21 protein-coding genes and 1 riboswitch are annotated in these 22,364 nt (G+C 72.4%); of the genes, 14 read left to right on the top strand and 7 right to left on the bottom strand.

Annotation, left to right across the window (positions count from 1 at the left end; all coding sequences use genetic code 11):
• Positions 1-18: 18 nt before the first annotated feature.
• Positions 19-675 (bottom strand): DUF2637 domain-containing protein, encoded by a 657-nt coding sequence (locus tag VT50_RS16065; RefSeq protein WP_240529187.1) that lies wholly within the window; start codon positions 673-675, stop codon positions 19-21.
• A 107-nt stretch (positions 676-782) separates the two neighbouring features.
• Positions 783-989, bottom strand: a complete 207-nt coding sequence (locus tag VT50_RS16060; RefSeq protein ID WP_046091014.1) for a hypothetical protein — start codon at positions 987-989, stop codon at positions 783-785.
• 300 nt (positions 990-1,289) lie between these two features.
• Here VT50_RS16060 and VT50_RS16055 point away from each other — a divergent pair, with 300 nt between their 5' ends.
• The 4 genes from VT50_RS16055 to VT50_RS16040 all read left to right on the top strand — a co-directional run bounded on the left by VT50_RS16055 (position 1,290) and on the right by VT50_RS16040 (position 6,086).
• Positions 1,290-2,762, top strand: coding sequence for an amino acid permease (locus VT50_RS16055; protein ID WP_046091010.1), 1,473 nt, complete (start codon positions 1,290-1,292; stop codon positions 2,760-2,762).
• A 10-nt stretch (positions 2,763-2,772) separates the two neighbouring features.
• Positions 2,773-3,228, top strand: a complete 456-nt coding sequence (locus VT50_RS16050) for an Lrp/AsnC family transcriptional regulator (RefSeq protein WP_046091009.1) — start codon at positions 2,773-2,775, stop codon at positions 3,226-3,228.
• A 287-nt stretch (positions 3,229-3,515) separates the two neighbouring features.
• Positions 3,516-4,313, top strand: coding sequence for a carbon-nitrogen hydrolase family protein (locus VT50_RS16045; protein WP_046091008.1), 798 nt, complete (start codon positions 3,516-3,518; stop codon positions 4,311-4,313).
• A gap of 63 nt (positions 4,314-4,376) precedes the next feature.
• Positions 4,377-6,086, top strand: a complete 1,710-nt coding sequence (locus VT50_RS16040; RefSeq protein ID WP_079343840.1) for a flavin monoamine oxidase family protein — start codon at positions 4,377-4,379, stop codon at positions 6,084-6,086.
• Positions 6,087-6,120: 34 nt separating this feature from the next.
• On the opposite strand, the gene VT50_RS16035 is transcribed toward VT50_RS16040, so the two are convergent.
• A complete protein-coding gene (locus VT50_RS16035) occupies positions 6,121-6,846 on the bottom strand; it encodes a DUF5995 family protein (protein WP_276207309.1) in 726 nt (241 codons plus the stop codon).
• Between the two features lie 91 nt (positions 6,847-6,937).
• Positions 6,938-7,822 carry an NAD-dependent epimerase/dehydratase family protein gene (locus VT50_RS16030; protein ID WP_046090785.1) on the bottom strand — a complete coding sequence of 295 codons (885 nt, stop codon included), beginning with the start codon at positions 7,820-7,822 and terminating at the stop codon, positions 6,938-6,940.
• A gap of 128 nt (positions 7,823-7,950) precedes the next feature.
• On the opposite strand from VT50_RS16030, the gene VT50_RS16025 reads away from it, so the two are divergent.
• Positions 7,951-8,829: a helix-turn-helix transcriptional regulator gene (locus tag VT50_RS16025; RefSeq protein WP_046090784.1), complete on the top strand. Its 879-nt coding sequence runs from the start codon at positions 7,951-7,953 to the stop codon at positions 8,827-8,829.
• Positions 8,830-8,974: 145 nt separating this feature from the next.
• Here the strand turns inward: VT50_RS16025 and VT50_RS16020 are convergent, their stop codons facing one another.
• The 3 genes from VT50_RS16020 to VT50_RS16010 all read right to left on the bottom strand — a co-directional run bounded on the left by VT50_RS16020 (position 8,975) and on the right by VT50_RS16010 (position 12,687).
• Positions 8,975-10,357 carry a uracil-xanthine permease family protein gene (locus VT50_RS16020; RefSeq protein WP_046090783.1) on the bottom strand — a complete coding sequence of 461 codons (1,383 nt, stop codon included), beginning with the start codon at positions 10,355-10,357 and terminating at the stop codon, positions 8,975-8,977.
• Between the two features lie 67 nt (positions 10,358-10,424).
• Positions 10,425-11,288, bottom strand: coding sequence for an isocitrate lyase/PEP mutase family protein (locus VT50_RS16015; RefSeq protein ID WP_046090782.1), 864 nt, complete (start codon positions 11,286-11,288; stop codon positions 10,425-10,427).
• 160 nt (positions 11,289-11,448) lie between these two features.
• Positions 11,449-12,687 carry an MFS transporter gene (locus VT50_RS16010; RefSeq protein WP_046090781.1) on the bottom strand — a complete coding sequence of 413 codons (1,239 nt, stop codon included), beginning with the start codon at positions 12,685-12,687 and terminating at the stop codon, positions 11,449-11,451.
• 201 nt (positions 12,688-12,888) lie between these two features.
• On the opposite strand from VT50_RS16010, the gene VT50_RS16005 reads away from it, so the two are divergent.
• The 9 genes from VT50_RS16005 (at position 12,889) to VT50_RS15965 (ending at position 22,081) form a co-directional block, all read left to right on the top strand.
• Positions 12,889-14,115: an ROK family transcriptional regulator gene (locus VT50_RS16005; RefSeq protein WP_046090780.1), complete on the top strand. Its 1,227-nt coding sequence runs from the start codon at positions 12,889-12,891 to the stop codon at positions 14,113-14,115.
• A 167-nt stretch (positions 14,116-14,282) separates the two neighbouring features.
• Positions 14,283-15,587 (top strand): alginate lyase family protein, encoded by a 1,305-nt coding sequence (locus VT50_RS16000; protein ID WP_046090779.1) that lies wholly within the window; start codon positions 14,283-14,285, stop codon positions 15,585-15,587.
• Positions 15,588-16,366: 779 nt separating this feature from the next.
• A riboswitch (FMN riboswitch) is annotated at positions 16,367-16,497 on the top strand.
• A 157-nt stretch (positions 16,498-16,654) separates the two neighbouring features.
• Positions 16,655-17,776 (top strand): bifunctional diaminohydroxyphosphoribosylaminopyrimidine deaminase/5-amino-6-(5-phosphoribosylamino)uracil reductase RibD, encoded by a 1,122-nt coding sequence (gene ribD / locus VT50_RS15995; protein WP_046090670.1) that lies wholly within the window; start codon positions 16,655-16,657, stop codon positions 17,774-17,776.
• Between the two features lies 1 nt (position 17,777).
• A complete protein-coding gene (locus tag VT50_RS15990; protein ID WP_046090669.1) occupies positions 17,778-18,416 on the top strand; it encodes a riboflavin synthase in 639 nt (212 codons plus the stop codon).
• The gene (locus VT50_RS15985; protein WP_240529186.1) at positions 18,409-19,791 is read left to right on the top strand and encodes a bifunctional 3,4-dihydroxy-2-butanone-4-phosphate synthase/GTP cyclohydrolase II; all 1,383 of its coding nucleotides are present in this window, start codon (positions 18,409-18,411) and stop codon (positions 19,789-19,791) included. Before VT50_RS15990 ends, VT50_RS15985 begins: the two co-directional genes overlap by 8 nt.
• Positions 19,792-19,853: 62 nt before the next feature.
• Positions 19,854-20,339, top strand: a complete 486-nt coding sequence (gene ribH / locus VT50_RS15980) for a 6,7-dimethyl-8-ribityllumazine synthase (protein WP_046090668.1) — start codon at positions 19,854-19,856, stop codon at positions 20,337-20,339.
• Positions 20,340-20,375: 36 nt separating this feature from the next.
• A complete protein-coding gene (locus VT50_RS15975) occupies positions 20,376-20,648 on the top strand; it encodes a phosphoribosyl-ATP diphosphatase (protein ID WP_046090674.1) in 273 nt (90 codons plus the stop codon).
• 63 nt (positions 20,649-20,711) lie between these two features.
• Positions 20,712-21,560, top strand: coding sequence for an ATP phosphoribosyltransferase (gene hisG, locus VT50_RS15970; protein WP_046090667.1), 849 nt, complete (start codon positions 20,712-20,714; stop codon positions 21,558-21,560).
• A 65-nt stretch (positions 21,561-21,625) separates the two neighbouring features.
• Positions 21,626-22,081: a PH domain-containing protein gene (locus VT50_RS15965; RefSeq protein WP_046090666.1), complete on the top strand. Its 456-nt coding sequence runs from the start codon at positions 21,626-21,628 to the stop codon at positions 22,079-22,081.
• Positions 22,082-22,364: the final 283 nt, after the last annotated feature.

Here is a 22,364-nt window from a genome sequence, read left to right as displayed (position 1 = left end):
CTGTGGTGCGGCGGTGCCTCATCTCGCCATTCCACGCTGCTCACCCCGGGTGCGGGGCAGCGCGTGGCGCGGCGGGCTGGTGAGCGTGATCTGCCGCACCAGCTGGTGGAACGAGACCAGCGCGGCGACCGGGGGAAGACCGGCCACGGCCATGCTGGGCGCGTTCCTCGGGGCGTGGGCGACGCACAGGAACACCGCGATGGTGGAGAAGAGCACCACCACGGCCCATGAGTGCGCCGCACCCCGCCGGTGCAGGGCGGCCCGCAGCACCGACAGCGAGGCGACCAGCCAGGGTCCGTAGACCAGCAGTGGCCACCACGCCGCCATGGACTCCGAAGTGCTCGGGGAGGCCAGATAGCGCAGCGGAGGGTAGGAGATCATGCCGCCGAGCACGCTCAGCATGGCGACGATGATCGTGGTGACCGCCGCGAAGATCAGGCTGATCACATGCAGCCAGGGCAACCTCGGCAGCTGGAAGCGGACCCGGCGGCGCTTGCCGCGCCCCCGCACATGCGGGGGGGAGGGGGCGTGCAGCGGGGGAACCGGCGGTCCGATGGGGCCGGTGGTGTGCACCGCGTCCTCGGGGGAGGCCGTCTGGAGCAGCCGGGCCAGATCCCCCTCCAGGTCCCAGCGGCCCTCGATGGTCTCCGGATCCGGCAGGGGGAAAGGATTCATCTCATAATCGACGGGCGCCTCGAAGCGCTCCCCGGGAGGGGGCGCGGGGGCGGGCCGGTGGCCGGTGGGAGGGGGCCCGTAGCCGCCCGGCCTCGGCTCGGTGTACGTCATGCCTTGACGCCCGGTTCTGTGGTATTGGAGCGCTGGAGGAAGTCCGCCTCGATCCGGCCCAGCGTCCGGATGAAGTCCTCCCACACTCTCGCGCAGTATTCGAGCGGGTAGCGCTCGTTGTCACCCCCCTGGTCACGAGGCCGGAACACCGGTTCGGCACCGAGGTGGGAGTGATCGGGTGGTTGCAGACTGTCAGTGGTCACGTCCCCACCAACGACCGCTAAAATGGTGCAGTATCGCGGCATTCGGGTGAAACGCGCGCTGACGAGCTCAGTGTTTCGCAACGATTCACCGTCGGGCGCCCCCGCGCGCAACGTTGCGACACGCATGCGCAACCATGGTCCATTACGGCCGTCGGCGGACGGCTCATAGGGTCTTGCGCTGACGTGGAGTGGCGGAGACCGGCTGCTCGGCGATTCCCACCTGCGGGTTTCCCTTCCGGGCAGCCGTATGTCCGCAGCCGGTCGCCACCACCTGATGGCAGCGAACAAGGAGCCACCCAAGTGTTGGAGCACGGCGCAGTACCGCCCGCCACCCAGCAACCGGAACCAGACCCTCCGGTCGGTGGGCTGGGCGCCCGGCTGATGCGGCGCAAGCCGGTGGAGCGGCTGGTCGCCGAGGGCGGCCAGGGCGAGGGCGGAAGCCTCCGGCGCTCGATGGGCATGTGGCAGCTCACGATGATCAGCATCGGGGCCACCCTGGGCACCGGCATCTTCGTGGTGCTCGGCGAGGCGGTGCCGGACGCGGGCCCCGCGGTCGTCGTGTCATTCGTCATCGCCGGACTCACCGCACTGTTCTCCGCGCTGTCCTACGCCGAACTGGCGGGCACCATCCCGGTCTCCGGCTCCTCCTACTCGTACGCCTACGCGACGATGGGCGAGCTGATCGCCTGGGTCTGCGGCTGGTGTCTGATCCTCGAATACGGCGTCTCGGTGGCGGCCGTCGCCGTCGGCTGGGGCGAGTACCTCAACGAACTGCTCGACGGCACGCTCGGTGTCACCATCCCCGCCGCGCTGGCCGCCCCGCCCGGGGACGGCGGGATCTTCAATCTGCCCGCGCTGCTCGTGGTGCTGCTGGCCATGGCCTTCCTACTGGGCGGCGCCAAGGAGAGCGCCCGCGCCAACGCCGTCATGGTCGGGGTGAAGATCGCGGCGCTGATCCTCTTCTGCGCCGTCGCCTTCACCGGCATCCGGGCCGGGAACTACACCCCGTTCATGCCGCTGGGCATGGCGGGCGTCAGCGCCGCCGGTGCCACCCTCTTCTTCTCCTACATCGGCTTCGACGCCGCCTCCACGGCCGGTGAGGAGGCCAAGAACCCCCAGCGCGACCTGCCCCGCGCGATCATGCTCTCGCTGGTCATCGTCACCGCGCTGTACTGCCTGGTGGCCGCCGTGGCGGTGGGCGCGCTGCCGTGGAAGAAGTTCTCCGGCTCCGAGGCCGCACTCGCCTCGATCATGAACGATGTCACCGGGCAGAGCTTCTGGGCCGTACTGCTGGCCGCCGGGGCGGTCATCGCGATCGCCTCGGTGGTGCTGACCGTGCTCTACGGGCAGACCCGCATCCTCTTCGCGATGTCCCGGGACGGGCTGGTGCCCAAGGTCTTCTCCACGGTCCACGCCCGGACCGGGGTGCCCCGCGCCAACACCGTCATCGTCTCGCTCTTCTGCGGCGTCCTCGCCGCCGCGATCCCGCTCGGCCAGCTCGCCGACGCCACCAGCATCGGCACGCTCTTCGCCTTCGCGCTGGTCAACATCGCCGTGATCGTGCTGCGCCGGACCCGGCCCGAGATGCCCCGGACCTTCCGGGTGCCGCTGTCCCCGCTCTTCCCGGTGATCGGCTTCGCGCTGTGTCTGTGGATGATGAGCAGTCTGCAGTTGGTGACCTGGGTGGTCTTCGGCGTGTGGATGGCCGTCGGCCTTGTGCTGTACTTCGGATACGGCATGCGCCGATCCCGACTGGCCACAGCAGAGAAGTGATTGCCCCCCAGTGCGACTGAACGATCTCGACGAACGCATCGTCCACGCCCTCGCCGAGGACGCCCGCCGCTCCTACGCCGACATCGGCGAAATCGTCGGACTGTCCGCGCCCGCCGTCAAACGGCGGGTGGACCGGCTGCGCGCGGAGGGAGCCATCACCGGCTTCACGGTGCGGGTCGACCCGGCGGCGCTGGGCTGGGAGACCGAGGGCTTCATCGAGCTCTACTGCCGCCACAACACCTCGCCGGACGACATCCGCCGGGGTCTGTCGCGCTACCCCGAGGTGGTGTCCGCGTCCACCGTCACCGGTGACGCGGACGCCGTCGTCCAGGTCTTCGCCGCGGACATGCGCCACTTTGAGAGGGTGCTGGAGCGGATCGCGGGGGAGCGCTTTGTGGAGCGGACCAAGTCCGTGTTGGTGCTGTCGCCGCTGCTGCGGAGGTTTGGTTCGGGTGCCCCCACGTAAGCGCTCCGCTGGGTGCGCGGGTTCTTCGGTGCGTTTCGTCGGCGGTCGACTGCGGCGCCGTTGTGGCTGGTCGCGCAGTTCCCCGCGCCCCTTCGGGGCGCCCCCCCCGCGGCGGAGCCGCATATCGACACAGCCCCGCGGCGGATCTCGTCCTTGTGCAACGAATCGTTGTGTACGGATCCCCATACGTCATGAATCGACGCCGGACGCAATGAAGTCGTCTTGTTGGGCGATCCGGAGGCAACGTACTGTTTTTATGCCCGTACTCCTTCCCCCAAGGTCTGCCCATGCCGCCGCTGCGCACCGCCCTGCTCCAGAACTCCGGTCACCCCGGCGACCCCGCCGGTAACCTCAAGGTCCTCGACGAGGCCGCCGCCCGCGCGGCCGCCGATGGCGCCGGGCTGCTGGTCACCGCGGAGATGTTCCTCACGGGCTACGCCATCGGCGGCGGCGTACGGGAGCTGGCCGAGCCCGCCGACGGGCCCAGCGGGCGGGCGGTGGCCGAGATCGCCGCGACGCACGGGCTGGCCGTCCTCTACGGCTACCCCGAGCGCCACGCCGGCGCCGTCCACAACTCCGCGCGGCTGGTGGGCGCGGACGGCACCCAGCTGGCCAACTACCGCAAGACCCATCTCTACGGCTGCTTCGAGCGGGCGTCGTTCCTCCCCGGGGAGACCCCCGTCGTCCAGGCCACCCTCGGCGGGCTGACCGTCGGCATCCTGGTCTGCTACGACGTGGAGTTCCCCGAGAACGTACGGGCCCACGCCCTGGCCGGGACCGATCTGCTGCTGGTGCCCACCGCGCAGATGCACCCCTATGAGTTCGTCGCCGAGTCCCTGATTCCGGTACGGGCCTTCGAGAGCCAGATGTACATCGCGTACGTCAACCGCAGCGGCCCCGAGGGCGAGTTCGACTTCGTCGGGCTGAGCTGTCTGGCCGGGCCCGACGGCGCCACCTGTCTGCGCGCGGGCCGCGGTGAGGAGCTTCTCCTCGGCGATGTCGACCCCAAACTGCTGACCACCTCGCGCCGGATCAACCCGTATCTGCGCGACCGCCGCCCCGGTCTCTACACCTCACTCGGCTGATCCGGCCCCCTGCCGCACCCGAACCACCCTTTTGAGCACCAAGCAGCAAGGAGTCCGTACCCCATGACGTCCACGGTGCCCACCGCCGTCCATGACGAGCAGGAGGCGCAGGCCCTCGAGGCCCTGCCGCCCATCACCATGTTCGGCCCGGACTTCCCCTACGCCTACGACGACTACCTCGCCCACCCCGCCGGCCTGGGCCAGATACCGGCCACCGAGCACGGCGCCGAGGTCGCGGTCGTCGGCGGCGGTCTCTCCGGTGTCGTCACCGCGTACGAGCTGATGAAGATGGGCCTGAAGCCCGTGGTCTACGAGGCCGACCGGATCGGCGGGCGGCTGCGCACCGTCGGCTTCGACGGCTGTGACGACGCGCTGACCGCCGAAATGGGCGCGATGCGCTTCCCGCCGTCCTCCACCGCCCTCCAGCACTACATCGACCTGGTGGGGCTGAAGACCCGGCCGTTCCCCAACCCGCTGGCCCCCGAGACCCCCTCGACCGTCGTCGACCTCAAGGGCGAGGCCCACTACGCCCGCACCATCGACGATCTGCCGCCGGTCTACCGCGAGGTGGCCGACGCCTGGAACACCTGCCTGGAGGAAGGCGCGGACTTCTCCGACATGAACCGCGCCATCCGCGAGCGGGACGTGCCCCGGATCCGGGAGATCTGGTCGCGGCTGGTGGAGAAGCTGGACAACCAGACCTTCTACGGCTTCCTCTGCGACTCCTCGGCCTTCACCTCCTTCCGCCACCGCGAGATCTTCGGCCAGGTCGGCTTCGGCACCGGCGGCTGGGACACCGACTTCCCCAACTCCATCCTGGAGATCCTGCGCGTCGTCTACACCGAGGCCGACGACCACCACCGCGGCATCGTCGGCGGCAGCCAGCAGCTTCCGCTGCGGCTGTGGGAGCGCGAGCCCGAGAAGCTCGTCCACTGGCCCCGGGGCACCTCGCTGGCCTCGCTGCACGAGGGCGCGCCGCGCCCGGCCGTGACCCGGCTGCACCGGGCCGCGGGCGACCGCGTCGTGGTGACGGACGCGAGCGGCGGCATCCGCTCATACCGCGCGGTGGTCTTCACCGCGCAGTCCTGGATGCTGCTCGCCCAGATCGACTGCGATGACTCGCTCTTCCCGATCGACCACTGGACGGCGATCGAGCGCACCCACTACATGGAGTCCAGCAAGCTCTTCGTGCCGGTGGACCGGCCGTTCTGGCTGGACGAGGACGAGGTCACCGGCCGGGACACGATGAGCATGACGCTCACCGACCGGATGACCCGCGGCACGTATCTGCTGGACGACGGCCCGGACCGGCCCGCCGTCATCTGCCTCTCGTACACCTGGTGCGACGACAGCCTCAAGTGGCTGCCGCTGTCGGCGAACGAACGGATGGAGGTCATGCTGAAGTCGCTCTCGGAGATCTATCCGAACGTCGACATCCGCAGGCACATCATCGGCAGCCCGGTCACCGTGTCATGGGAGAACGAGCCGTACTTCATGGGCGCGTTCAAGGCCAATCTGCCCGGCCACTACCGCTACCAGCGCCGGTTGTTCACCCACTTCATGCAGGACCGGCTGCCCGCCGACAAGCGCGGCGTCTTCCTCGCGGGCGATGACATCTCCTGGACGGCGGGCTGGGCCGAGGGCGCGATCCAGACCGCGCTCAACGCGGTGTGGGGCGTGATGCACCGGTTCGGCGGCTCCACGGACCCGAAGAACCCCGGGCCGGGCGATCTGTACGACGGGATCGCGCCCGTCGAGCTGCCCGAGGACTGAGCCGGGGTCGTCCAGCGCCCGGTCCGGGGCCGCTTCAGTACCCGGACGGCAGCGGGGTGAGCAGAAAGCGCCCGACCAGGCCCACGGTGGCGTCCACGCGCTCCGCGAACTCCTCCGCCAGCTCCGGCGCCGCACGCAGCCCCCACAGTGCGCGGAACGCCGCCCACGCGGCGTCCCGCGCCTTGTCCAGGCTCCAGGAGACCGTGAGATGGGTGAGCGGATCGGCCACGTCCAGCAGGTCGGGGCCGGGCATCAGCTCCTCCCGGATCCGCTCCTCCATCCCCGTGAGCAGGGCCCCGATCCGGTCGAAGTCGCCCTCCAGGGCGCCCGGTTCGAGGTCCCGGGCCCGGCAGGTGTCCAGCAGCGCGAGCGCCAGGTCGTGGCCGATGTGGGCGTTGATCCCGGCGAGCGCGAACTGCACCGGGCGGACCCCGGGGTGGCACCGCAGCTGGAACAGCGGCCGCCAGCAGGCGGGCGGCCGCCCTCCGGTGGCCGCCGCGTCGACCGCCGCCAGATAGCGCCCGGCGAACCGCACGTCCAACTCCTCGGTGGCGGACGGGTCGTGGAAGTACCCGTCCGCTAGCCGTCGGCTGACCTCCTCGGTGACCGAGAGGTACACCCCGTTGAAGACCGCCACCCCGTCCCCGGGCGGCAGCGCCGCGCCGAGCGCGCTCATGCGCGCCACGACGCCTCTCACGGTGCGCGGCGCGAGCCGCGCGGGCACGGTCGTGGCGGCGGGGGTGGGCGTGGGCGTCGTCATGGACGCCAGAGTGGCAGGCCGGACGGGCTCGGTCCCGCCGTAGGCCGCCGCTTCCCCTGGACGGCCTAACGCCCCGTCAACCGCAGTCGCATCACAGCACACCCGCGTCGCGCGCCGTCCAGATCGACGGATACAGCGGCCGCCAGCCCAGCTCATCGCGCAGCCGGAGGTTGGAGGTGATCCCGAACCAGGGGTCGTCGGTGGTCCGCCCGGGCATGCCCTCGGGCAGCGGTGCGCCCATGAGCCGGTGGATCTCGACGACGGTCGGCGGGGCGTCGTCGACGATGTTGTACTTGCGGCCCGACACCGAGCCACCGGCCGTGCCGCCCGGTGCGCGCAGCAGCCGCAGCAGTGCCTGCGTCGCATCCGCGTGGTGGACCATGGCGAGCCGCTGGTCCCCGGCCCAGCTCTGGGCGTGCGGCAGGAAGTTCGCCACATGCGGATCGCCGTCCCCGTACACGAAGGCCAGGCTGCCGATCCGCAGATCGAGGCCGTGCTCACGGTGCAGCGCCAGCAGCTCCCGCTCCGCCTCGGCCTTGGAGGCCGGGTACGCCCCCCACAGCAGACCGCCGGGCCTGCTCTCATCGTCCTCGGTGAACGGCCGCCCGCGCGATTCGCCGTACACCAGATTGGTGCTGACCTGGAGGAACCGGCTCGCCCCCGCCTCGACCGCGGCCCGCCCGAGTGCGACGGCCGCGTCCCGGTTGACCGCCCACGCCTCGTCGTCCGGCACCCCGCGGAAGGCCGCCGCGATGTTGACCACCGCATGCACCCCCTCCACGGCCCGCCGCAGGTCCTTCTCCTCGCGCAGATCGCCCACCGTGAGCCGCGCGCCCCGGGCCGCGAAGGGGGCGCCGCGCTCCTCGTCGCGCACCAGCACCCGTACCTCGGTACCGGCCGCGGGCCGCTCCAGCAGCCGCTTGGTGAACCGCTGGCCCACCTGACCGGTCGCGCCCGTCACCAGAATCAAGGGCATGAGCATCCGCCTTTCGTCTCGTCGCTCGGCCCCAGCCTGCGGCGGGCCGGGCGGGGCCGGGAGAGACCTCCTCATCCAGGGATCCGCAGACCCTGGATACGGGACGCCGACGCGGCGACGATGGGAGGGTGCACCGAATGGAACTCGCCGACTTCCTGCGCCGCTGCCGCGCCCGCCTCGGCCCCGCGGAGGTGGGGCTGACGCCCGGCCCCCGGCGCCGTACGCCCGGGCTGCGCCGGGAGGAGGTGGCCCAGCTCGCGGGCATGTCCCCGGACTACTACACCCGGCTGGAGCAGGCCCGCGGCCCGCGCCCGTCCCGCCAGATGCTGACCGCGCTGGCCCGGGCGCTGCGGCTCACCGACGATGAGCGCGACTACCTCTTCCACCTGGTGGGGGAGGAGCCGCCGCGCGACCGCAGCACCTCGGAGCATGTGCGGCCGGGCCTGCTGAGGGTGCTTGACCGGCTGTACGACACCCCGGCCCAGGTGATCACCGACTGGGGCGAGGTGCTGGCGCAGAACGCGATGGCGGCGGCGCTGGTCGGCGACATCATGGCGCGGCCGCCCGGCGACCGCAATATCGTCCGGAGCTTCTTCACCCGGCGCGACGCCGCCTCCTCGGATGACGGCGCCTCCTCCGGCACCCCCGGGATCTTCCCGAGCGAGGAGATCGAGGAGCACGCCCGACTGCATGTGGCCACCCTCCGGGCCGTGCTCGCGGCCCGCCCCGACGACCCGGGCCCGGCGGCCCTGGTGGCCGAACTGCTGTCTGCCAGCGAGGAGTTCGCGGCGGTGTGGGCGGACCACGAGGTGGCCATCCGGCACTCCACGGTCAAGCGGTTCACCCACCCGGTGGTGGGGACGATGGAGCTGGACTGCGAGGTCCTGCTGAGCTCGGAACACGCCCAGCGCCTGATCGTCCACACGGCCCGCCCCGGCACGGAGTCCGCGGAGCGGCTGGAACTGCTACGGGTGGTGGGCCTCCAGGACCTCGCCCCACAAGGCTGAGGCCCTGGGGTTGCGCGGCTCCGTCGCGTGGCAGCTGCTTCACCCCTGAACGCCCGGGGGCTGGGGCGGAGCCCCAGGTCCGGGAAGGGGCGGGGAGGGGGAAGGCCCGCCGCAGGCGCCACAGCCCGCCGAACGCCCCCCGCGCCTACGCCGGTCGTTCGTCGTCGTATCCGCTCGTCCCCGCGTCCAGCAGCGGCTCCCCCCGCTTCAGATGCGCCGGGGCCAGAGCACGCAGCACGTGGTAGCCGAGCAACACCACCACCGTGCCGAGCGCGATCCCGCCCAGCTCGAAGTTGTCGCCGATCTTCAGGCTGACGCCGCCCACGCCGATGATGACGCCCGCCGCGACCGGCACCAGATTGACCGGATTGCGCAGGTCCACCTTGTTGTGCACCCAGATCTGCGCACCGAGCAGCCCGATCATCCCGTAGAGGATGACGGTGATCCCGCCCAGCACCCCGCCCGGCACCGCCGCCACCACCGCGCCGAACTTCGGGCACAGTCCGAAGAGCAGCGCGAAGCCCGCGGCGGCCCAGTACGCGGCGGTGGAGTACACCCGGGTCGCGGCCATGACCCCGATGTTCTCGGAATACGTCGTATTGGCCGGGCCACCGACCGAAGTGGAGATCATGGTCGCCGCCCCATCCGCGGCGATCGCCGTGCCCAGCTGGTCGTCGAGCGGATCGCCGATCATCTCGCCGACCGCCTTCACATGCCCGGCGTTCTCGGCGATCAGCGCGATCACCACCGGCAGTGCCACCAGCACCGCCGACCAGTGGAAGGTGGGCCCGTGCAGGGACGGCAGACCGATCCAGTCCGCCTTGCCCACACCGGAGAGGTCCAGCCGCCAGTGGTCGGTGACCCGTCCACTGCCGTCAAGGGAGTGGATCCTGCCGAAGACGCGGTCGAAGACCCAGGAGACCGCATAGCCGAAGACCAGCCCCAGGAAGATCGCGATACGCGACCAGAAGCCCCGCAGACAGACCACCGCCGCCCCGGTGAGCAGCATCGTCAGCAGCGCGGTCCACTGATCGGCGGGCCAGTACGTCCCCGCGGTCACCGGCGCGAGGTTGAACCCGATCAGCATGACCACCGCACCGGTCACCACCGGCGGCATCGCCGCGTGGATGATCCGGGCGCCGAACGTCCGTACCGCCAGACCGCTCAGCAGCAGCACCCCGCCGACCACCAGGATCGCCCCGGTGACGGCGGCGCTGCCACCGCCCTGCGCCCTGATCGCGGCGGCCACGCCGACGAAGGACAGGCTGCACCCCAGATAGCTGGGGATCCGGCCACGGGTCGCGAGCAGGAAGAGGATGGTCGCGACCCCGGACATCATGATCGCGAGGTTGGGGTCCAGCCCCATCAGCACCGGGGCGACGAAGCTGGCCCCGAACATGGCCACGACGTGCTGCGCGCCGAGCCCCACCGTCCTCGGCCACGACAGCCGCTCATCCGGCTTGACGACGGCACCGGGGGCGGGGGTGCGCCCATCGCCGTGCAGGGTCCAGCCCACGCCGAGGCCCATGACTGCTCCACTTCATCGCTGCGGGATTCGCGGCAATGGTAGTTGGCCGAAAATATGCGCCGTGCGGCTAGCTGGGATCGGCTTCCGCGAAGTCCTCGGCCAGCGACTGCGCCGCCGCATAGGAGCGCGGGCCGGCGGCCCCGTCGAGGTCGGTACGGACGTCCGGGTGGGCGATCGACCAGGCCAGCTCGACGGCGCGGTCCAGGGCGGCCCGGAAGAGCAGCGAACCGCAGCTGATCCGCCGCACCCCGAGCTCCGCCAGCCGCTCATAGGTGTGGCGGCCGGGCGTGAAGAGGATGTTCAGCGGGATCTCGCCGAGGTCGTCGGCCAGTGCGCCGATGTTCTGCTCATCGGCGAGCGCGGGTACGAAGATCCCGTCCGCGCCCGCCCGCACATACGCCTCGATGCGCTCGGCGGTGGCGGCCAGCGAGGGCGGGGTGCCGCCACCGGTCGCCGCGACCCAGTAGGTGTCTGTCCGGGCGTTCACGAACAGCCGGGGCACCCGCTCCTTGACCGCCTCGATCACCGCGCGCTGCCGGGCCAGCGGTGCGAGGGTGCCGTCGGGGCGCCCGTCCTCGATGTTCACGCCGACCACCCCGGTCCGGTCCAGCTCGGCGGCGACCGCCGCGACCTCCTCGGGCCGTTCGCCGAACCCGCCCTCGATGTCGACGCTCACCAGCGCCGGGAGCCGGGCGATGCCACGGGCGAGGGCGAGGGTGCCGTCGCGGGCGGCGCCCGTCGCGTCCGGCAGCCCGGCCGCCGCGGCCACACCGAGGCTGGTGGTGCCGATGGCGGGGAAGCCACGCCGGACGAGGGCGGCGGCGGAGGCGTGGTCCCACGCGTTGGGCAGCAGCAGGGGGCGTTCGCCGTGGTGGAGTTGGCGGAAGGCGGTGTGGCGGTCGGGGGCCGGACCGTCGCTCGTAGCGCTCATGGCACCGACCGTACGGCCGGATCCCTTCGGCGCTCACCGAACGATGGCGGTGTCCGAGAGGGTGCACCATCGTCCCCGCGGTCCCGGCCCGCTTCCGGCGACCCGGCCCCGCCCTCTGGCGACCCGGCCCCGCCCCCGGGCGGGGCTCGCCCCCGCCCCGTCAGGAAAGCGTCGCCCGGGACGTCGACGCGTCCGGGTCCGGGTGCGGTGCGGAGTCCGTGGCGTCCGTCCCCGCCGGGGTCCGCAACACCCCGGCCCCCGCCACCAGCCCCAGCGCCAACGTCGTGACCAGGCAGAACGAGATCGTCAGCGAGGTCAGATCCGCGATCGAGCCCATCGCCGCCGGAGCGATCAGCCCCGAGGTGTAGGTGATGGTGGCGACGCCCGCGATGGCCTGGCTCGGGGCCGGGCCGCTGCGCCCCGCGGCGGCGAAGGCCAGCGGCACCACGACCGCGATGCCCAGACCGATGAGCCCGAATCCGGTGATGGCGAGGGCGGGCCCGGAGGCGGTGACCACGAGGAGACCCCCGGCGGTGGCCAGGACGCCGCCCGTCCGTACGGTCCGCACCGGGCCGAAGCGGGCCACCACCGCGTCCCCGACGAGCCGGGCACCGGCCATCGTGCAGGAGAAGGCGGTGGTGCAGGCGGCGGCGACACCGGGGGAGGTGTCCATGACGTCGCGCAGATAGACCGCCGACCAGTCCAGGCTCGCCCCCTCCGCGAACACCGCGCAGAACCCCACCGCGCCGATGATCAGCGCGGAGCGCGGCGGCAGCGCGAAGTGCGGCGGCGGATGCTCCTCGGGGGCGCTGCGCAGATCCAGGACCCAGTGGCAGGCCACCGCGCCGAGCACCGTAAGGACCCCGGCGGCGATGGCGAGATGGAGCCGGGCGTCGGCATCGGCGTGCGCGGCGACCGTGCCCGCCGCCGAGCCGGTGAGCGCGCCGACGCTCCACATGCCGTGCAGCCCGGACATGATCGAGCGGCCGAGGCGGTTCTCGATCTCCACGCCGAGGGCGTTCATGGCGACGTCGGACGTTCCGGCGACCGCGCCGAAGATCAGGAGCGCACCGCACAGCCAGACCAGACCCGGCGCGAGCGGGGGCATCGCCAGCCAGGCGGTCCACAGGGCGAGCAGTCCGCGCAGCGCCGCGCGGGCGCCGAAGCGATGGCTGATCCGCCCGGCGAGGGGCATCGCGACCGAGGCCCCGATGGCGGGAAAGGCGAGCGCGAGGCCGAGTTGACCGGCGCTCAGGTCCAGCCGCTCCTGGATCCAGGGGATACGGGTGGCGAAGTTGCCGGTCACCGCGCCGTGCACGGCGAACACCGCCGCCACGGCGATTCGTGCCCGCCGTACGGGGCGCATCTCGGACGCCCCGGACTCCTTGAGCTTGCCCATACCTGTCGCACCCTCCCCGTAGCGCCGACCCGCTGTCCGCATCCGTGCCCGCGTGCCCGTTGTTCCGTACCCGTGCGTGCGCGTGCCTGCCCGTACGCGTGCGTGATTGTGCCCGGCCCGTGCCGTGGGCCCACCGGAAACTATCAGGAAGGGTCCCTGATAGATAGAGCTTTTCCCGTGCCCCTCTGGCAGGATCCGGGCATGACCTCGACGAGCGTGTCCATGGCGGGCCGCACCGCCTCTCCGAGCACGGCGCGGGCCATCAACGACCGCCTCGCCCTGCAGCTGCTCAAGGAACGGGGGCCGTTGACCGCGGGGGAGCTCAAGTCACTGACCGGGCTGTCCCGTCCCACCATCGCGGACCTGGTCGAGCGGCTGATGCAGACCGGGTTGGTGGCGGTCGTGGGGGAGTCGGGGGCGGAGCGCCGGGGGCCCAACGCCCGGGTGTACGGGATCGTGGCCGACAGCGCGCATGTGGCCGGGGTCGACGTCCGTACGGACCGCGTCGCCGTGTGCGTGGCCGATCTGCTGGGCCGGACCGTGGCGGAGGAGTCGCTTCCGGTGGCCCCGGACATGGATCCTGCGCACACCGTGGCCGCCGCGGTGGCCCTGGTGGAGCGGGCCGCCGAACGGGCCGGGGCGGCGCGGCTGCACCACATCGGCATCGGGGCCCCCGGTCTCATCGACCCCGCCACGGGGGAGCTCAACTCGCCGGGCGGGCTGCCCTCCTGGCACCGGGAACTGGCCACCGCGCTGCACGGCGGCCTCGCGGGGCCGGTGCTGCTGGAGAACGAGGTCAATCTCGCGGCCGTCGCCGAACAGCGGCTGGGCGCGGTGCGCGACCGCGACACCTTCGTGCTGCTGTGGCTCGGCCATGGCATCGGCGCGGCCGTGGTGCTCGACCGGAAGCTGCGGCGCGGAGCGTCCGGCGGCACCGGGGAGATCGGCTTTCTGCCGGTCCCGGGCACCGTGGGGCTGCCCTCCGCCACCGGCTGCGACGGCGGGTTCCACTCCCTGGTGGGCAGCGCCGCGGTCTGTGAACTCGCCCGGCGGCACGGCCTGGAGGCCGCGGCGGGCGGTTCGCGCGGGGTCGGGGCGGAGGGCTCCGGCGCGGCGGAGGCGGTGATCCGCGCGGCCCTGGAGGCGGGGGAGCGGGGCGAGACGTTCCTGGACGCGCTGGCGGCCCGTATCGCGCTGGGTGTCGCCGCGATCTGCGCGGTGCTCGACCCGGGGTGCGCGGTGCTCGGCGGCGAGGTCGGCCGGGCCGGGGGCGACGGACTCGCCCGCCGGGTGGAGGAGCATGTGGCCCGGCTGTCGCCGCTGCGGACGTGGGTGCGCGCGGGGGTGGTGGGTGGCGGCGGGGTGCTGCGGGGCGCCGTGCTGACGGCGCTGGACGCGACGCAGAACGAGCTGTTCGGCGCGGTGTAGCGCCTCGGCGCTCGGTGGCCCTGCATCCGCCGCGGCCCCTCCGGCGCGCGCCGCGTCCGTGGGGCGAGGGCATTCCTGTGCGATCTCTTGTCGTGCCCATGGAGCCGCCTTACGCTGAGCCCGATCTCAATTCTGAATAGCGTTCAGCTATCTGATTGGAGTGCTCGATGGGTGCACCTCCAGCGGGACGCGGGCGGATCGCCCGGGCGATCGTCACCGCCTCCGCCCTCCTGGCCGTCCTGGCGATCCCCGCCGCCCCCTCCGCGCAGGGCGCCGAGCGCGTCGGGCAGTCCGGCCCGGTGCCCCGTACGGTGGTGCTCGATGGGGCCCGGCTGTCCCTCACCAAGCTGAAACTGCAGCTGGGAGACCGGGATTTGCGGCGGACCGTACGCGATCTGACCACCCAGGCCGACCAGTGGATGGAGCAGGGCCCCTGGACGGTCACCGACAAGGACCAGGTGCCGCCCAGCGGCGACAAGCACGACTACTTCAGCCAGGCCCCGTACTTCTGGCCGACCCAGCCCAAGACCGACGACAATCCGTATGGCTGTCCCTACGTTCAGAAGGATGGCCAACGGAACCCCGATGTGGACAAGATGACGGACCGTCCCGAGGTCGGCAAGGTCTTCGAGTCCGCCTACGAGCTCTCCCTGGCCTGGTACTACACCGGTGAGCGGGCCTACGCTGAGCACGCGGCCGACATCCTGCGCACCTGGTTCGTCAGCCCGGCGACCCGGATGAATCCGAACCTGAACCACGCCCAGTTCATCCCCTGCATGTCAGACGGCCGTTCGATCGGGATCATCGACTTCTCCCAGGCCTTCACCAGCCTCCTCGACGCCGCCGCGCTGCTCGACACCGGCGCCCCCGGCTGGACCGAGAGCGACCACGCGGGCTTCCGCACCTGGAACGAGCAGTTCCTGGACTGGCTGGTGAACAGCGACTTCGGCAAGGAGGAGGGCGCCACCGAGAACAACCACGGCACCTTCTACGACATGCAGGTCGCCGCGATCGCCACCGCCGTGGGCGACCGGGACCGCGCCCGCCAGGTGCTCCGCGACGCCCGCACCAAGCGCATCGACACCCAGATCGCGGCCGACGGCACGCAGCCGCAGGAGCTGGAGCGGACCCGGAGCTTCCACTACTCGACGTTCAACCTGGTCGCGTACGTCCGGATGGCCGCCATCGGGAAGCAGATCGGGGTGGACCTGTGGCACTACACCGGGTCCGGCGGCGCCAACCTCTTCAAGGCGGTCGACGTCCTGCTCCCGGCGGCCACCGGCGCCGAGCCCTGGCCGTACCCGGAGCTCGACTTCCGCGCCTACGCGGCGAGCGACATCGTCCACGCGGCGGCCGACGCCGGTGACCGTAAGGCCCGCGCGGCACTACCCAAGCTCCAGCCCCCGCCCGGCGGCGACCTGTGGGCCCTGCGACCGGCGGTGGAACAACTGGACAGCATCGCCCAGGGCTGACGGGCGTCTCGCTCCCCGCCCCGCCCCTTCCCGATCCGGGGCCTGGGGCAAGCCCCGGGCCCCGGATCGGGAACCGCCTCCGCGCCGTGGTGCCCGGCCTCCGGGGCCGAGCGCCCTGCGGGCGGTTCGCGGTCGGTGGTCGCGGTGGTTCCCGGGCTGGCGGTGGCAGGGGCGTTTTTCTCCCCGCCCCGCCCCTTCCCGAACCGGGGGCGAGCCCCCGGGCCCCGTCCGGGAGCGCCCCCCCCGTGCGGCGGCGGCCCGTCTATGCCTCGGTGGCATTGCCGGTGGGTGCTCGTGCCCGGTGTGGGGTAGTCGGTGGGTTCCGTTCGGGAGCGGTGCCCGTGCGGCGGCGGGCAGCCTACGCCCCGGTGCCCTACAGGCGGTGGGGGGCGGGGGCCCGCGGTCGGTGGTTGCGCGGGCTCCCGGTTGCGCGATCCCTTGGGGTGTCACCGGTGGCTGCCCAGGCTCGGGCCATCGGTGCGGAAGCGGTGCCGGGACCACCGGGGGGCCGGGGGCCGGGCCCCCGTTTCGGGAAGGGGCGGGAATGGGGAATTTGCACCGGTGGCCCGAGGCGGCGCACCCGGTCGGGCTCGGGGCCGAGATGGCGTCGCACCCGGCCAGGGGACGGGGAGTCCCCTCGGGTGGGGCACCTCGCGCGGGCGCCTCGCGGGGCGGTCCGCTCTGGCGCCCCGGGGCTCGTCTCCGTGAGGGAGGCCACATGGGGGTCGGGTCCCGGCTGGGCTGATGGCCGTGGCACACTGGGCCCGTACCAGTGACGTCAGCGCACTCCGGGGTCGGTGAAAATCCGAACCGGCGGTTACAGTCCGCGACCCGTCCGCCGCCAGCGGCCGGTTGACCAGGTGAAATTCCTGGACCGACGGTGAAAGTCCGGATGGGAGGCAGTGCGCGGCGGTAGCGACATCACCGGTGCGTCGCCTCGGCGGTCCGTTCTCGCGCATGCGGGATGGCGGACGCTTCGCTGATCCCGGCGTGCTGGCGGCGGCGTTTCCGCTTCCAGGTCATCTCGACGCCCCGGAGTCCGTGCCCGTAAGAGGCAGGAGGACCCGGTGGCCACCGCAGCCGAAGCCCGAGCGATGCGCCGTGCCATCGCGCTCGCCGCCCGCGGCCTCGGCCACACCAGCCCCAACCCCGTCGTCGGCTGCGTCGTCCTCGACACGGGCGGCCGCGTCGTCGGCGAGGGCTGGCACCAGCGGGCCGGCGGCCCGCACGCCGAGGTCCACGCGCTGCGCGCGGCGGGGGAGCGGGCCCGCGGCGGCACCGCCCTCGTCACCCTCGAGCCCTGCGACCACACCGGCCGCACCGGTCCCTGCTCGCAGGCGCTGATCGCCGCCGGGATCTCCCGCGTCCACTACGCCGTCGCCGACCCCACCGCCCAGGCCACGGGCGGCGCGGCCACCCTCGCCGCCGCCGGGGTCGAGGCCGAGGCCGGGCTGCTGGCCGACGAGGCCGAGGCGGTCAACGAGCCGTGGCTGACCGCGATGCGCCGTGGCCGCCCCTTCGTGCTGTGGAAGTTCGCCGCGACCCTGGACGGCCGCAGCGCCGCCGCCGACGGCACCAGCCGCTGGATCACCTCCGCCGAGTCCCGCGCCGATGTGCACCGGCTGCGCGCGGAGGCCGACGCCGTCGTCGTCGGCTCCGGCACCCTGCGCGCCGACGATCCCCACTTGGCCGTACGTGACCAGGAGGGCGCCACCCAGCCGCTGCGGATCGTCGTGGACACGGGCGCCACCATCAAGCCCGGCGCCCGGGTCCTGGACGGCGCCGCGCCCACGCTGATCGCCGTCGCCGAGGACGCGGGCATCGCCCATCTGCCGCGGCGGCCCGGCGTGGAGACCGTAAGGCTGCCGCGCGCGGAAACCGGGCTCCGGATCCCCGCGCTCCTGGCCGAGCTGCACGGCCGCGGGGTGCGCTCCGTCCTGCTGGAGGGCGGGCCCACCCTCGCCGGGGCGTTCCTCGCCGCGGACGCTGTCGACAAGGTCGTCGGCTATCTCGCCCCCGTCCTGCTCGGCGCGGGCCCCGCCGCCCTCGCCGACGCCGGAATCACCACCATCACGCAGGCGTTGCGCCTCGAGACGGCCGATGTGACCCGGCTCGGTCCCGATCTGCGCATCACCGCCGTGCCCGTACCCGTGCCCCTTTCCGCCACCGACCCAGCCGAGGAGAACTGAAGTGTTCACCGGAATTGTCGAAGAACTGGGTGAGATCGTCGCCATCGAGCACCTGGGCGACGCGTCCCGTTTCCAGGTACGCGGCCCCGTCGTCGCCGAAGGGGCGAAGCACGGCGACTCCATCGCCGTCAACGGCGTCTGTCTCACCGTCGTCGACATCACCGAGGACGCGGAGGGCACCCGGTTCGGCGCCGATGTGATGGCCGAGACCCTGAACCGCTCCAGCCTCGGCGCGCTCGACATCGGCTCCCGGGTCAACCTGGAGCGCCCGATGGCGCTGGGCGGGCGGCTCGGCGGCCACATCGTGCAGGGCCATGTGGACGGCACCGGCGCCATCGTGGAGCGCAAGCTCTCCGAGCACTGGGAGATCGTGAAGATCTCGCTGCCCGCCGAACTCAGCCGCTACGTCGTCGAGAAGGGCTCCATCACGGTGGACGGCATCAGCCTCACCGTCGTGGACGCGGGCCCCGACTACTTCACCGTCAGCCTCATCCCGACGACCCTCGCGCTCACCACGCTCGGGGTCAAACAGGCCGGGGACCCGGTCAACCTCGAGGTGGACGTACTCGCCAAATACGTCGAGCGGCTGCTGGGACGCGACAACGGCACGCAGGACAAGGAGGCCACATCTCATGAGTGAGGCATACGCGGTGACCGAACCGCATCCCAGCAGCGGACCGGCCGCCTCCCCCCACGGCGGACCGGCCGCCTCCCCCAGCGGCGGCCCCGCCGCCCCCCTGCGAGCCGCGCACTGGCCCGACGAACTGGCGCTGGACCCCATCGAGCGCGCCATCGCCGACATCGCCGCGGGCCGCCCCGTGGTCGTCGTGGACGACGAGGACCGGGAGAACGAGGGCGACCTCGTCGCCGCCGCCGAGACGATCACCCCCGAGATCGTCGCCTTCATGATGAACGAGTGCCGGGGGCTCATCTGCGCGCCCATGGACCCCGCCGACCTCGACCGGCTGCGGCTTCCGCAGATGGTCGAGGAGAACACCGAGTCCATGCGGACCGCCTTCACCGTCTCGGTCGACGCCACCGCCGAACACGGCGTCAGCACCGGAATCTCCGCCGCCGACCGGGCCACCACCCTGCGGCTGCTGGCCGACCCGGCCACCGCCCCCGGCGACCTCGTACGTCCCGGCCACATCTTCCCGCTGCGCGCCCGCCCGGGCGGGGTGCTCGAGCGCGACGGCCACACCGAGGCCGGGGTCGACCTCGCCCGGCTGGCCGGACTGCGCCCGGCGGCCGTGATCTGCGAGATCGCGGGGGAGGACGGCGCCATGCTGCGCCTGCCCGACCTGGTCGCCTTCGCCCACAAGCACGACCTGGCGATCGTCTCCATCGCCGATCTGATCGCGTACCGCAAGCCCGCCGAGCCGCTGGTGCGGCGGGAGGCCGAGACCCGGCTGCCCACCGCCTTCGGCGACTTCCGGGCGTACGGCTACCGCGCGACCGACGGCGTCGAGCACATCGCGCTGGTTCAGGGCGACCTCAAGGACGGCGAGGACGTGCTGGTCCGCGTCCACTCCGAATGCCTCACCGGCGATGTCTTCCACTCGCTGCGCTGCGACTGCGGCCCCCAGCTGCACGCCGCTCTGGAGCGGGTCACCGCCGAGGGCCGGGGCATCGTGCTGTATCTGCGCGGCCATGAGGGGCGCGGTATCGGCCTGCTGTCCAAGCTGCGCGCGTACGAGCTGCAGGAGCTGGGCCGGGACACCCTGGACGCCAATCTGGAGCTCGGCCTGCCCGCCGACGCGCGGGACTACGCCGCGGGTGCGGAGATCCTCGCCGACCTCGGCGTGCGCTCGCTGCGGCTGATGACCAACAACCCCGAGAAGACCACGGCGCTGGTGCGCCACGGGCTGCGGGTCACCGGCCGGGAGCCGATGCCCGTCCAGGCCGGGGAGCACAACCTCCGCTACCTCCGCACCAAGCGGGACCGGATGGGGCACGACCTGCCCTGGCTGGACGGCGAGCGCGCCGAACCCATGTCGGCCTGCGGCAACCAGTAGCCACCCACCACCACAGAAGCACCACCGGAACACCAGAAACACCAGAAACACCGAGGAGAGACGTGAGCGGTAAGGGCGCCCCCGAACTGTCCGTGAAGAGCTGCGGGGACCTGCGCGTCGCCGTCATCGCCGCACAGTGGCACGAGCAGGTGATGGACGGGCTGCTCGACGGCGCCCTGCGCGCGCTGGGCGAGCTCGGCATCGACGGGCCCACCGTGCTGCGGGTGCCGGGCAGCTTCGAACTGCCGGTGGTCGCCAAGGTGCTCGCGGGCCGCGGCTACGACGCGATCGTGGCCCTGGGCGTGGTCATCCGCGGCGGCACCCCGCACTTCGACTATGTGTGCCAGGGCGTCACCCAGGGGCTGACCCAGGTCAGCGTGGACACCGGCGTGCCCATCGGCTTCGGCGTGCTGACCTGCGACACCGAGGAGCAGGCCCTGGACCGGGCCGGGATCGCGGGCTCCAGCGAGGACAAGGGCCACGAGGCGGTCACCGCGGCCGTCGCCACCGCCACCACCCTGCGCTCGGTCGCCGAACCCTGGCGCTGAGGGGCGTCGCACGACCCAAGTAGGATGACGGACACGATGCCCAAGAAGACGTTCGAGGAGCTCTTCGCCGAGCTCCAGCAGAAGGCCGCCACGGCCGACCCCGCCACCTCCCGCACCGCCGAGCTGGTCCACTCCGGTGTGCACACCATCGGCAAGAAGGTCGTGGAGGAGGCCGCCGAGGTGTGGATGGCCGCCGAGTACGAGAGCGACGAGGCGACCGCCGAGGAGATCTCCCAGCTCCTGTACCACCTTCAGGTGATGATGGTCGCCAAGGGGCTGACCCTCGACGACGTCTACGCCCATCTCTGAACACCACCGCCAGCCGCCCCGGCCACCGAGCCACCGAGCCACCGAAGTAAGGAAAGAGCACTCATGCTGCGCATCGCCGTCCCCAACAAGGGTTCACTGTCCGAGCCTGCGTCGGCGATGCTCCATGAGGCGGGCTACCGGCAGCGCAAGGACCGCAAGGAGCTGGTCCTGGTCGACGCGGAGAACGAGGTGGAGTTCTTCTTCCTCCGCCCCCGCGACATCGCCGTCTACGTGGGTTCCGGCAGGCTCGACATCGGCATCACCGGCCGCGATCTGCTGCTGGACTCCGGCTCCCAGGCCGAGGAGATCATGCAGCTCGGCTTCGCCGGGTCCACCTTCCGCTACGCCACCCGCCCCGGCACGGCCAGGGACGTCAGCGAGTTCGGCGGGATGACCGTGGCCACCTCCTTCGCCGGACTGGTCACCAAGCACCTCGCCGACAGCGGAGTGGACGCCGCCGTGGTCCACCTCGACGGCGCCGTGGAGACCGCCATCCAGCTCGGTGTCGCCGAGGTCATCGCGGATGTGGTCGAGACCGGCACCACCCTGCGCAACGCCGGGCTGGAGATCATCGGCGAGCCCATCCTGGAGTCCGAGGCGGTCGTCATCCGACGCACCGGCGACCCCAGCGACGACCCCAAGGTCCAGCAGTTCCTCCGCCGGATGCAGGGCGTCCTGGTGGCCAGGCGCTACGTGATGATGGACTACGACATCCGGGTGGAGCAGGTGGAGCGCGCCGTGGCGCTCACCCCGGGCCTGGAGTCGCCCACCGTCTCCCCGCTGCACCACGAGGGCTGGGTCGCGGTCCGCTCGATGGTCCCCGCCAAGGACGCCCAGCGGATCATGGACGAGCTCTACGACCTGGGGGCACGGGCCATCCTCACCACCGGCATCCACGCCTGCCGCCTCTGACGGCCGGCCCGTCGCCCCACCCGCTATCCCGTATCCCGTTCCCTCCCATCCGAGAGGCCGACCACGTGTCCGCCGCCGCGCCCACCCCCGCCCTGCCCGTCACCTTCCGGCCCACCAGGACCCGGGCCGTGCTGACGACCGTCGGTGTCGCCGTCCTGGTCGTCCTCACGGCCGTCGCCCTGCTGCTGGAGCGGCTGGGGCCGGGCGAGCGGGCCAGCTTCATCCTCACCGGACTGCTGTTCTTCGGGGTGCTGATGCTGCTCAGCCGCCCCAAGGTGGTGGCCGAGGAGGGCGGGGTGACCGTGGTCAACCTCACCACCAAGCGCCGGCTGGAGTGGGCCGAGGTGCTCCGGGTGAATCTGCGCCCCGGCGACCCCTGGGTCTATCTGGACCTCGCCGACGGCACCAGCCTGCCCGCGATGGGCATCCAGCCGGGCATCGCCAAGGCGCACGCGATCAGCGACGCGCGGGCCCTGCGCGCCCTCGCCGAGCGGCACGGGACGGGCCGTGCCAAGGACTGAGCCGCCCGGCAGGGCCGCCCGGCCCCGCGGTGTTGAGCGGCCCCTTTACGTCCGCTTCCGCCCCCTGCCGGGCGGGCCCCACGAACCGGCCGACGCGTGGCTCTGCACTCCAACGGCGTGAGGGGCCTGCCCGTCACGCCCCATCCTTGATTACTCTGTTGCCGGGGCCGAACGGTGCCCCGCCCCGCCTCTGAAGCGCGCACGCGCGCGTGCGCCCCTGGCGGGCTCCCCTGCGACCCGAGGAGTGACTCCCTCAGCAGATGGACGGATCGTCCTGTAGTAC

This window comes from Streptomyces antioxidans (genome assembly GCF_000968685.2).
Lineage (GTDB): Bacteria > Actinomycetota > Actinomycetes > Streptomycetales > Streptomycetaceae > Streptomyces > Streptomyces antioxidans.
Note: the sequence above shows the minus strand (reverse complement) of the source record. Positions and strands in the feature narration are given on the sequence as shown.